Origin of the sequence: Bacillus sp. YC2, from assembly GCF_019891195.1 — a bacterium.
Lineage (GTDB): Bacteria > Bacillota > Bacilli > Bacillales > Bacillaceae > Bacillus.
The window spans coordinates 17,917-29,914 of the sequence record NZ_JAHXDO010000018.1 but is presented as its reverse complement, the minus strand read 5'-3'; the positions used below and the strand labels follow the sequence as shown (position 1 = coordinate 29,914).

The 11,998-nt window shown below is 47.3% G+C and carries 10 protein-coding genes and 1 pseudogene; 7 read left to right on the top strand and 4 right to left on the bottom strand.

The window, feature by feature from the left end:
* Window positions 1-17 precede the first annotated feature (17 nt).
* From KY305_RS18900 to KY305_RS18880, 5 genes are read left to right on the top strand one after another with little or no spacing between them, the layout of a single operon-like run.
* Window positions 18-782, top strand: coding sequence for a glucose-1-phosphate cytidylyltransferase (locus KY305_RS18900; protein WP_223063798.1), 765 nt, complete (start codon window positions 18-20; stop codon window positions 780-782).
* A 6-nt stretch (window positions 783-788) separates the two neighbouring features.
* On the top strand, window positions 789-1,757 hold the full coding sequence (locus KY305_RS18895; RefSeq protein ID WP_223063797.1) for a GDP-mannose 4,6-dehydratase: 969 nt from the start codon (window positions 789-791) through the stop codon (window positions 1,755-1,757).
* 24 nt (window positions 1,758-1,781) lie between these two features.
* Window positions 1,782-2,693: a putative nucleotide-diphospho-sugar transferase gene (locus KY305_RS18890; protein ID WP_223063796.1), complete on the top strand. Its 912-nt coding sequence runs from the start codon at window positions 1,782-1,784 to the stop codon at window positions 2,691-2,693.
* Between the two features lie 28 nt (window positions 2,694-2,721).
* Entirely contained in the window at window positions 2,722-3,882 is a 1,161-nt protein-coding gene (locus KY305_RS18885) for a glycosyltransferase family 2 protein (protein ID WP_223063795.1), read from the top strand.
* A 15-nt stretch (window positions 3,883-3,897) separates the two neighbouring features.
* Window positions 3,898-4,836, top strand: a complete 939-nt coding sequence (locus KY305_RS18880) for a putative nucleotide-diphospho-sugar transferase (protein WP_223063794.1) — start codon at window positions 3,898-3,900, stop codon at window positions 4,834-4,836.
* A gap of 31 nt (window positions 4,837-4,867) precedes the next feature.
* Here the strand turns inward: KY305_RS18880 and KY305_RS18875 are convergent, their stop codons facing one another.
* On the bottom strand, window positions 4,868-6,097 hold the full coding sequence (locus KY305_RS18875; protein ID WP_223063793.1) for an MFS transporter: 1,230 nt from the start codon (window positions 6,095-6,097) through the stop codon (window positions 4,868-4,870).
* Between the two features lie 119 nt (window positions 6,098-6,216).
* Window positions 6,217-7,602 carry a branched-chain amino acid transporter BcaP gene (bcaP, locus tag KY305_RS18870; protein ID WP_223063792.1) on the bottom strand — a complete coding sequence of 462 codons (1,386 nt, stop codon included), beginning with the start codon at window positions 7,600-7,602 and terminating at the stop codon, window positions 6,217-6,219.
* 247 nt (window positions 7,603-7,849) lie between these two features.
* Here bcaP and yfmT point away from each other — a divergent pair, with 247 nt between their 5' ends.
* Window positions 7,850-9,307, top strand: coding sequence for a benzaldehyde dehydrogenase (gene yfmT / locus KY305_RS18865; protein ID WP_223063791.1), 1,458 nt, complete (start codon window positions 7,850-7,852; stop codon window positions 9,305-9,307).
* Between the two features lie 15 nt (window positions 9,308-9,322).
* Window positions 9,323-10,177: a methyl-accepting chemotaxis protein gene (locus KY305_RS18860; protein WP_223063790.1), complete on the top strand. Its 855-nt coding sequence runs from the start codon at window positions 9,323-9,325 to the stop codon at window positions 10,175-10,177.
* A gap of 154 nt (window positions 10,178-10,331) precedes the next feature.
* On the opposite strand, the pseudogene KY305_RS18855 reads toward KY305_RS18860, so the two are convergent.
* Both KY305_RS18855 and KY305_RS18850 read right to left on the bottom strand, forming a co-directional pair.
* Window positions 10,332-10,682: pseudogene (locus tag KY305_RS18855) on the bottom strand (FMN-binding negative transcriptional regulator); the annotation flags it as partial.
* 185 nt (window positions 10,683-10,867) lie between these two features.
* On the bottom strand, window positions 10,868-11,935 hold the full coding sequence (locus KY305_RS18850; RefSeq protein WP_223063789.1) for a glycosyltransferase: 1,068 nt from the start codon (window positions 11,933-11,935) through the stop codon (window positions 10,868-10,870).
* Window positions 11,936-11,998: the final 63 nt, after the last annotated feature.

Sequence of the window (11,998 nt, the reverse complement as noted above, 5' to 3'; positions counted from 1 at the left end):
AGAGAAGAGGGGTAGAGATGAAAGCAGTCATTCTCTGCGGCGGAAAAGGAACGAGAATGAGCGAAATCACCAATGAACGTCCTAAACCGCTCGCCATGATAGGCGGAAAACCGATTCTATGGCATATCATGAAACTCTATCAATACTATGGCGTAAACGAATTTATCCTGCTTCTTGGCTTCAAAGGAGAGCTCATCAAGGAATACTTCTTAGACTATGATTGGAAAAACCACAGTATGACGCTGGACAGCTCTACCGGCGAAGTACGGATATTGGGAAAGTCTGAGCCGTGGAAAATCACCTTTTTAGAAACGGGTGAACTTACGCAGACGGCGGGGCGGCTGCTGCAGGCGAAGGAAGTCATTGGTGATGAAACCTTTCTGATGACGTACGGAGACGGATTGGCGAACATCAACCTGTTTCATTTAATCAGCTATCATCAATCAAAAGGGGCTGCCGCCACAGTCACCGGCATTGAAAAAAACTCACAATTCGGAACGCTGACAGTGGAGGACGGAATGGCGAAAAGCTTTTCTGAAAAAACCTCAAGCGACGGCATCATCAATGGCGGCTTCTTCGTGCTGAACCCGAAAGTATTCGATTATTTGCCTGAGGGCCGGGATGTTATGTTTGAAGAAGAACCGCTGAAAAAACTGGCTGAGGACGGAGAACTGGCGGTATACAGGCATTATGGGTTCTGGACGGCGATCGATACGTATAAAAATCTGCTTGAGGTCAACAAGATGTGGGACCAAGGACAACATGTATGGAAGGTATGGTGATCAAATTTGAGTTTCTGGAAAAATAAAAATGTATTTGTGACGGGTTGTACAGGTTTGCTGGGAAGCTATCTGGTAAAGGAGCTGATTGACCAGGGAGCCAATGTCACCGGGCTTGTCCGTGACGCCGTGCCGAAGTCGAATCTTTATCAGGGAGAGCAAGTGAAGCAAATGAACATCGTCCAGGGCGCTCTTGAAGATTTGGATGTGATTGAACGGGCGCTTGGGGAGTACGAGATTGACACGGTATTTCACCTTGCAGCCCAGGCAATCGTCGGTGTCGCGAACCGGAATCCAATCTCCACATTTGAAGCCAACATTCTCGGCACATGGAACGTCCTCGAAGCGTGCCGCAAGCATCCGCTCATCAAGCGGGTCATCGTTGCTTCCAGTGATAAGGCGTATGGCGATCAGCCGAATCTGCCGTACGATGAAAACATGCCGCTTCAAGGAAAGCATCCGTATGACGTATCAAAAAGCTGTGCCGATCTGCTGAGCCACACATATTTTAATACGTACGGCCTTCCGGTCTGCATCACGCGCTGCGGCAATCTGTACGGCGGCGGTGATTTGAACTTTAACCGGATTATCCCGCAGACGATCCGGCTCGTGCTGAACGGAGAAGCACCGGAAATCCGCAGCGACGGCACGTTTATCCGTGATTATTTTTACATCGAGGATGCGGTGCAGGCATACCTCCTGCTCGCTGAAAAAATGGAGGAGCTTGGTCTGGCGGGAGAAGCGTTCAACTTCAGCAATGAAATTCAGCTGACGGTGCTGGAGCTGGTGGAAAAAATCCTGAAGACCATGGACAGTGACCTGAAGCCGAAGGTGCTTAACCAAGGAAGCCACGAAATCAAGCATCAATATTTATCAGCGGAAAAAGCGAGGAAGCTTCTGAACTGGACGCCTGCGCACACCATTGATGATGGGCTTGAAAAAACGATCGAGTGGTATAAAGCATTTTTTCAAAAGTAACTGACATAGAGGTGAGAAAAAGACGTGACAAGCGCATATTGCACTGTTTTATCAAAAGGAAGGCTGTATCAGGCCATCGCTTTATTCGGCTCATTAAAAGAGGTTCAGGCGGACGCCTCCGTTTTTACGTTATGTATGGACGATGACACCTATCAGGTGCTGAAAGCGATGAAGCTGGAGAATGTCACCTTGATTCCGGTAGCTGCGCTGGAAAACAAGGAGCTTCTTGAACTGAAAAAAACGAGAGACCAAAGCGAATACTGCTGGACGGTGAAGCCGGTATTCCTCGAAGCCGTGGTGGACAGACATCCTGATTTAGAGCGTGTCACGTATATTGACGCCGATTTGTTTTTCTTCGCTGATCCTAATCCGATTTTTGACAATCAGCCGGATTGTTCGGTGCTCCTGTCACGCGGCGATATCGTCATCCCATCGTTTGAAAAACAGGAAATTGACATGCTCCAGCGTCTTTTAGGCCGGTATAATTCCGGTTTTCTCAGCTTCAAAACCGATCAATCCGGCACTGATTGTCTCAAGTGGTGGAAACAGCGCTGCCTTGAGGAATGCAAAAACGCTCCGGGAGAAGGAAAATTCGGGGATCAAGGCTATTTGGATTATATGCCTGATCTGTTTCCGAATGTATGTGACATCACAACGCCCGGTGTGAATATCGGCCATTGGAATTATGGAAAACACACATTTTCATGGAAGGACGGGCGTCTTGTTCTGGAGGACGGACATCCGCTGATTTTTTATCATTTCAGCGGATATCGAATCGTCAGCGCCGATGACATTCGGCTGATTCATGAGACGACCCGGACGGATCTGCCTTTTGTCCATCAGCTTTATCAGGACATTCTGCCGCATGTGATTGAGACGGTCAGCGCCGTTTGTCCTGATTTCAACGGGTTTGCATCTGAGGATGATAACAAATAAAAGATCATATACAGGAAGTGACCGAAAAGTGAAGGCAAGCGTCATTGTACCCGCATATAATTCAAGGGAGAGGCTTTATAACAGCCTTTTGTCTCTAAATGAACAGGAGTGCACAGAGCCGTTTGAAGTCATAGTGGCTGATAACGGCTCAGAGGACGGTACTTTATCTATGCTTGAATCATTCAGCGCGAATTTCCCGCTGAGCTTTGTCAGAATTAAAGAAAACAGAGGCATCGCATATGGGCGCAATCAGGCGGTCCGCAATGCCAGAGGTGACATTTTAATCTTCCATGACAGTGACATGCTTGCCGAAAAGGATTTGGTGGCAAAGCATATCAAAGCGCACGAAAATCAGGATGGTCTTGTTGTGTGCGGTATGTTCTGGAAACGGATTTACAGCTTTTATTATGACCGTTTTGAAAAAGAGCATAAAGAAAAACTCGCTGAGCTGTATGACGAGATGCCCGGCGATAAAGAGCCCCTTCTTGATGAAAGCGAAATTCAAGACGGCAGTTTTATTGAAAAGTGCTTTGATTTAGATACCGATTTTATTAAAGTGCTCAAAAGCATTTTAGAAAAATACGGAGACGATTTGAAGGGCTATCATCTGCCGTGGCGTTTTTTCATCACAAATAATTCGTCCGTCAAAAGAAAGCATGTGGCAGACCTCGGCCTGTTTGATGAAGGCATCGTCAGATACGGCTTTGAAGATTATGATCTCGGCATCAGGCTCCACCAGGCGGGGCTGTCCTTTCAGCTGCGGCGCGATATCATGAGCGTCCATCAGGAGCATCCGAGCAATTGTGCTTCCTTTGATGACATTCGGACGAATATCGCCTACATGTGCGACAAATACAATAACATTCACTCACTTGGGGTGCACCTCGCATTTAACGGCCCGTTTGATGCGGACTTAACCAACAGCATCGTGGCAGACATTGAAGAGCTGCTTGAATATGAGAAATATGAAAGCCTTCTGCATTTGTTTCTTGAGCTGCTGCATGTGGTCAAAGACCGCAACCTTGACCCTGACTGGCGAACGAAGGCCCCGCGTGTCACGAAAAAAAGCTTCGACTTGCAGCAGGCGCAAAAGCTTCTTTTGAAAGCGGAAAAGAAATTGGGCGTTACGCACTTTGGAAGGGCGCTTAAAGCGCTGATTGCTGATTTACTGCATGTGGATCTTAATTAAATTGGATGTGGTATGGTGAGTAAATATCATTTTTCAACTATTGTTTCGAGGACACATATCTTTAAATTGATGCCGATGATCCATTCTCTCCATGAGCATTGCCGCGATTTTCATCTGTATGTGCTGTGTGTCGATCAGAAAGCGTATGAGCTGCTTCAGCAGGTGCCGTGGGAGCATGTGACATTTGTGCAGCTCCATGAAATGGAGGACCCGGAGCTGCTTGAGGCAAAAAGCAGCCGAACGTTTCACGAATATTGCTGGACGCTCAAACCGGCGTTTTTGTTCCATGTCATGTCCGAGTATGACGAAGCTGAATATTTTGCCCATCTGGATACCGATCTCTTTTTCTTTTCTGACTTGGAAAGCTTGTTTATGGAAAAGCCGGATGCGTCGCTGTTTCTGACAGACCACCGCAATTCTGAACGGTTTATGCCTTATTACAAGCGGACGGGTCAGTACAACACCGGTTTTGTCGGCGCGCGGAATACAGAGGAAGCGTACAGGGCGGTATGGCAGTGGAGGCAGGATTGCATCTCCTATTGTACGGTGGAGATGAATGAAGAAAAAAAGACATACGGTGATCAAAGATATGTTGAAAAGTGGCCTGCGCAATTTGAACACGTCCATGTCGTGAATTCGATCGGCGCCAATACGGCGCTGTGGAATATTGAGCAATATGAGGTCAGCCTGCGTGACGGGGCTGTTTATGTAGATGACACTCCGCTGATTTTTTATCACTTCTCCGGCTTTACTCTCGTTACGGAGAACGAATTTAACCTATGCTGGTACTATCACATTGATGACCAGGCAGCTGTTGACATCATTTATATGCCGTATATCGCCAATCTGAAAAAATGGATTGATGAAATTCAGCAGGCGTTTCCCGATTTCAGGGATGGGTTTATTCCGAAGTATGCGGTGCCTGACACTCATTTTTATACGATTCAAACATAAATCCTCCTGCCAATGGACAGGAGGATTCTTTTTATGAATGCCACTCTTTTAACGTCTTATCACTCGGAAGCATAAACGCGAGAAGCCCTAAAAGGGGCAAAAAGGCGACGGCGGTCATTGTCGGCGTCAATCCGGCCGTGTCAATGAGGGCGCCGAGAGCGACAGCGCCGATCGCGCCCATTCCGAAGGCGAGCCCGACCGTCAGTCCTGACATTGTGCCGATTTTACCCGGAACAAGCTCCTGCGCATATACAACCGTCACGGAAAAGCTGGACATCAGGACGACACCGATCAGGGCCAGCACGGCATAGGCGATAACAGGACCCGCAAACGGGAGAAAAATCGTCAGCGGCGCCGATGCCGTCAATGAGCAGATGATCACGTTCCGCTTCCCGAAACGGTCTGCAAGCGGCCCGCCGAGAAATGTGCCGACAGCGCCGAAAAATAAAAACACGAAAATGTAGCTTTGCGCCTGCTGAATACTCACATGATAAGCATTCATCGCGTAAAACGTATAGAAATTACCGATGGCGCTGACATACCAAGAGCGTGCGAAAATTAAAAAAATGATCATAATAAGTGCGGCAATAATCGGCTTTGTAATCATCGTTTGCTGAGCGGCGGCATGCGTTTTTTTACTCGAAGCGCGCAGGTGAAGAAGCCGTTCTTTGTACCATTTGGCGATATAAATCAAAAACAGCACGGCGATTGCGGCAACAAGGGTAAACCAGACAGAGCCGAATTGTCCGAGAGGGACGAGAATCAGCGCGGTAATTAACGGCGCCATCGCCTGGCCGGTATTTCCGCCGACCTGATAAATCGATTGGGCTAAGCCCCGTTTGGTGCCGGCGGCCATATAAGCGACGCGTGAGCCTTCCGGATGAAAGACTGCGGAGCCCAAGCCGATAAAGAAAACACAGCATAAAATCGTCAGAAAAGACGGGGCAAACGCGAGACCTAATATGCCGAGCATGCTTGAGGTGAGGCCGAGCGGCAAAGCATACGGCATCGGGCGTTTATCTGTGTACCAGCCAATGACGGGCTGCATGACGGAAGACACCATATTTAATGTAAAGGCGATAACCCCGAGCTGCGTGAATGTAAGGCTCATCGACCGTTCCAAAATAGGAAACATCGCAGGAATTACCGCTTGCAGCGAATCATTAAGCAAATGGCAGATCCCGATAATGAATAAGATGGAATATACGGTCGTTTCGGGACGTTGAACAGGCTTTTCTTTCAGTGGGGCGGCAATTGCCAAAATCATTCTCCTCCTTCTTATATGTAAGCGAAGCATACACCATATTATTCATAAGGTGAAGGAATTATCAAGAGCAAAAAAGGCTCTTCTTTCTTTTATCCGAAGGAAGAGCCTCTTTTTTATTTGTTTAATAAACTGTGTTTTTTCGAATAGATCATATAGATGATCATGCCGGCGGCAATCCAGATGACAAATGCCACCCAAGTGACGCCGGGCAGGCTGTATGCGAGGTAGAGGCACAGACAAGCACTGATGATCGGCACGACAGGTACGAAAGGAACACGGAAAGATGACTTGATCTCCGGGTGTTTTTTTCGCAACACGATGACGGCGATCGCAATGACGGTAAATGCCGCCAATGTTCCCATATTTACAAGATGAGCCAATGTTCCGAGGTCGATAAAGCCTGCAATTCCTGCTGCGATAATCCCCGTGAGCCACGTGTTTTGAAACGGCGTTTTAAACCGCGGGTGCACTTTTGAAAACATGCCGGGCAAAAGACCGTCTCTGCTCATGGCGAACGTCAGCCGCACCTGAGCATAAAGAAGCGCGAGCATGACCGTTGTAATCCCGATAATGGCGCCGACTGAAATAATGCCGGCTACTTTGTTCTGACCGACAAATTGCAGCGCAAATGACACGGGATCTCCGACATTCAGTTTTGTATAAGGAAGCATCCCCGTCAGAACAAGCGATACCGTAATGTAGAGAACGGTGCAGATAAGAAGCGCGCCGATAATTCCGATGGGCATGGATTTCTGCGGGTTTTTGACTTCCTCCGATGCGTTTGAAACGGCGTCAAATCCCAGATAGGCGAAGAAAACGGTTGCGGCGCTGGCGATTACGCCTTTCATCCCAAACGGCATAAACGGCGACCAGTTTTCCGGCTTTACATAACCGAAACCGACGACAATAAACAGCAGAATGATTGCGATTTTCATTAAAACGATGACGTTGTTAAAGCGTGTGCTTTCTTTCACGCCCCTTGAGACGATGGCGGTAATGGCCAAAATAATCAAGGCGGCCGGAAGATTAAAGACCGCGCCCGTTTTGCTTCCCGGAGCGGCAATTAACGCCGCCGGGAGATGCAGCCCGAAACCGGCAAGAAGCGACTGAAAATAAGAGGACCAGCCAGTCGCAACTGCAGCGAGAGCAATGACATATTCAAGCATTAAATCCCAGCCGATCAAAAACGCGAGAAATTCTCCAAGCGTCACATACGAATATGTATACACGCTTCCCGAGACCGGTATGGATGAAGAAAATTCCGCATAACAAAAAGCTGCAAGCGCGCAGGCAATTCCCGCGAGAACAAACGACAGAATTAAAGCCGGTCCGGCGCCAGTGGCGGCAACGGTTCCGGTGATAACAAAAATCCCCGTGCCGACGACACAGCCGATTCCGAGTAAGACTAAGTCAAAAGCGCTTAACGAGCGGGACAGACTGGTCTGTTTGCTCTGGGCCTTTAGATCTGCCAGCGGCTTTTTTCGAAAAAGTGAAGACATATTGTTCCTCCTGGAAAATTCATAATATTCTAATCATTATATACACTGACGTTTGTATTATATTGTCGAACTTTCGTGCAGTCAATTAAAGAATTTTCCACTTTAAAAGAACAAAGCTCAAAAGCGTCAGTGTACGGCAGGATTCGTATTTTTATTCTGAAATAGTTCAATTTTCTCACGTTAAAACCGATACAAAAAATGACTCATCCACAATTTTTCCAAGTTTCGATTAAAGGGAGATGTTTATATGTTTCAATATGAAGAATTAAATAAGCAGTTTATCGGCGGCAAATGGAGGGAAGGCAGCAGCCGGAACGTATTGGAAAACAGAAATCCTTATACTCAAAAAGTGATAACCTCATTCCGAAAAGCGACGCCTGACGATGTAGATGCTGCGTATCGCGCTGCGGCTCTTGCGAAAAAAGAATGGGACAAAGTGAACCCTTTCAAAAAGCGCTCTATTATGGAAAAGGCTGTATCTTTCATCGAGCAGCATGAAGAAGCCATCATTTACTTAATGATGGAGGAGCTTGGCGGAACAAGGCTGAAGGCTGAGTTTGAAATCGGACTTGTCAAAAATATGATAAAAGAAGCGGCTTCCTTTCCTGTTCGGATGGAAGGGAAGATCCTGCCGTCTACGATTGACGGCAAAGAAAACAGGCTGTATCGAATTCCGGCCGGAGTCGTCGGGGTGATCAGCCCGTTTAATTTCCCGTTTTTCCTCTCCGTGAAATCGGTCGCGCCGGCACTCGGAGCGGGGAACGGCGTCGTTTTGAAGCCGCATGAGGAAACGCCGATCTGCGGCGGCACGCTCATTGCGAAAATTTTTGAAGCGGCCGGAATCCCGGACGGACTGCTGAACGTCATCGTTACAGATATTACGGAGATCGGCGACAGCTTTGTCGAGCATCCGGTGCCGCGCATCATCTCATTTACAGGCTCAACGGGTGTGGGCAGCTATATCGGGCAGCTTGCGGTCAAGCACTTTAAAAAACCGCTCTTGGAGCTTGGCGGAAACAGCGCGCTGATCGTGCTTGAGGATGCCGATATTGAATATGCGGTCAATGCGGCGGTGTTCAGCCGGTTTACGCATCAAGGGCAAATTTGTATGTCAGCAAACCGTGTGCTGGTTCATACGTCTTTGTATGACAAATTTACAGAACTTTATGAAGCGAAGGTATCTTCTCTGAAGGTCGGAGATCCGATGGACCCTGATACGGTTATCGGGCCTTTGATCAACACGAGACAGACGGAGAGCTTGAAACGGTCTGTAGAAAAAGCCATTGAAGAGGGAGCTGTTCCCGTGCTTCTCGGTGAATTTAAAGGAACGGTCGCTGAGCCTGTAATCTTAAAAGACGTGACACCGGACATGAGCATCGCAAAGGAAGAATTATTCGGTCCGGCGGTTTGCATTATGCCGTTTGATACAGAAGACGAAGCGGCAGACATTGCAAATGCTACGCCGTTCGGTTTAAGCGGAGCGGTGCATACGGCAAATATTGAGCGCGGCGTTGAATTTGCGAAGCGGATCGAAACAGGCATGATTCATGTCAATGATACAACCATTAATGATGAACCGAACGTGGCGTTCGGGGGTGAAAAGCAATCAGGCCTCGGCAGGCTGAACGGCGAGTGGAGCCTTGAGGAATTTACAACATTGAAATGGATTTCCGTTCAGCATGAAAAACGGCAATTTCCATATTAAGAAGGAGTGAAAGAGATGAATATAATGACGGAGCAAGACACACATGGGCTGCTCGAGGCTTTTATCAAAGTCGCGCCTTATTTAAACAGCCTGATCCAGGATGATATCACCATCGGCATTTATGATACAGAAAAATTAATCGTGAATATTCCGGCTAAGACGTTTTCCCTGAATGTAAAGCCGGGTGACCCGCTGCAAAAAGGGGATATCATTACAGACGCCATCCGCACGAATCAGAAAAAAACAAGCATGGTTCCAAAAGAGCTGTTCGGATTTCCGCTCATTGCCAGAGCGATTCCGCTTCATGATGAAAACGGAAGAGTCATCGGGGGCGTCGGTCTCGGCACAAGCCTTGAAAAGTCGGCGAAGCTGCATGATGTGGCCGAAAGTCTGTCTGCAGTCGTTGAGCAGACGGCTTCTGCCGTCGCAGATATTTCTGAATCCATCAACGGTTTCTCAGCACAGATGTCAGGCATTTCTACCCAAGCGAAACAGGTCAGTGAGAGCGCCGGAGAAATCGCCGACATTTCCGTTACCGTCAAAGGCATATCAGATCAAAGCAATCTGCTCGGCTTAAACGCGGCCATTGAAGCGGCCAGAGCCGGGGAGTCAGGGAAGGGCTTTTCCGTCGTAGCGGACGAAATCCGCAAGCTTGCCACTCATTCAAAGGACAATGTCGGCCAGATTGACCAAATTACGAAAAAAATACACAGCCTGCTGAAAGGGCTTGAGGATTCCATTGAATCCATCAACCAGAACACAGACGGCCAAGCAGCGGCGGTTGAACAAATTTCAGCGACAATGCAGGAAATTTCGGGAAGCGCCCAGCATTTAGCGAAGATGGCCGAAAACGTGTTGGGAGAATCATAAAAAATATTGATAGATAAAGCCTGTATCGCCGATTACCAAGTAATCAGTGATACAGGGCTTTTTTTGAAAATTTCTTCTTCAATATCTGAAGAGAAGCTGCCAATATGACAACCTCGTTTTCATCCTTGTATCTGAGGAGTTAATAAAAGCGGGCTTATATTTCTTTTTTTAATCTCTTTTCCATCAGTTCTGCCATTTGTTTCGAATTTGGATTTCCTTCATTTTGTAATTGATCAATGATGTTCATATAATCCGTTTCATTTCGGTTCTGGCTTACTTTATATGCTGCCTGAATTTCTCCCGCCTTAATCTTAAACCCAACAATACCTTTCAGTTGGTTTTCTAGGAGTTGAGGAGAAAGTTTATCCCATAAAATTGGATTTTCTCGATGTTTTTCGTATTTTTCCATCATTGTTGTTAATTCTTCTATTAATTCATCTTTCTCTAAAATGCTTGCTTTGCCATATACATGGACGGCTTGATAATTCCATGTCGGAACTTCTTCATGCCATTTACCGGAAGAGTATTGGACCGCATATTAGCACCTAGTACATCATCAAATGATGATAAAGATAAAAAGCATTCAATATAGAAGGCGGTGAGAGCCGGGCGGTTTGGATGTATGCCGGATTGGCCGCCGGAACCAGCAGGAGCTGTCTCCGTATCAAGGGACAGCTCCTTTTCTGTGTATTATTTACCCAGCACGCCTTGATTATAAAGCACGCTCGGATGTGACGGATAGTAGGAAGCCGCTTTGTCATTGTGATACTTCGCTTTTTCTCTGTCGCCGAGCTGCCAATGGCAGACGCATAGCTGCAAATGAGGATACCAGGTGGAGAACTCGACCTGAGTGAAGCCTGAATCGCTGCTTTTGGCTGAAAGGGCGAGCTCATACCAAAACGCGCCTTGCGGATATTGCTGTTTCTCCGTAAAGTAGTCACCGAGCCTGCAGCAAAACTCCGGGCGCGGACAATCAATCAGAAACGATTTTAATAGAGATGTAAGGGCTGCCTCTTCATGCCCGACCGCCCTATAGCAATCGGATAAGTATTGGCACGTTCTGATTTCATCTTCAATCCAGCACTGCTTTGTCGAGAGAAAATGGTGGTAATACGTAATGGCGCGCTGATATTGGCCGTGATCCTTCAATTCATTCGCAAAATAAAATAAATCGCGCGGCGTCATCGTTTCGCCGTTTTCCGCCATTTTTTCATAAATGTTTAAGTTGCGGTCTGAGGGCGGCGAGTGCTTTTTGTCAGATTTACGGTGTGTGACGGCAATATCGGTTTCCACAATGTTCCCGTATACCTCAAGATACTCATGCACCGCCCCGATCCAGCGAAAACCGATTTGCCGCTTGACCAATCGGTTCCGGCGATACTTAAAATTGACCTCTCCCTGTGCATCAAAACCGACATGATAATACATGGACACCGCGTCAACGTCTTTAGAAAGTGCCGCTTTCAGCTCAATCAGCTTCCGGCGGTCTTCCTCTAAAAAAATGTCGTCAGCGTCCAGCCAGAGAATATAATCCATTTCTGCCTTCGAAAAAGCAAAGTTGCGGGCTGCCGCAAAATGGTCGATCCACTCAAAGTCATAAATCTTATCCGTATATCGGGATGCGATCTCCTTTGTCTGATCAAGCGATCCCGTATCAACAATCACGATTTCGTCTGCAATGTCTTTGACAGACTCAAGGCAGTCTGCCAGCACTTCTTCTTCGTTTTTCACGATTACGCACAAACTGATGCTGATCATGTCATCACCTCTTCCCCTCCATTGTATAGAAGGAGACGCGCAAACATTCTTTGGACAAAATCA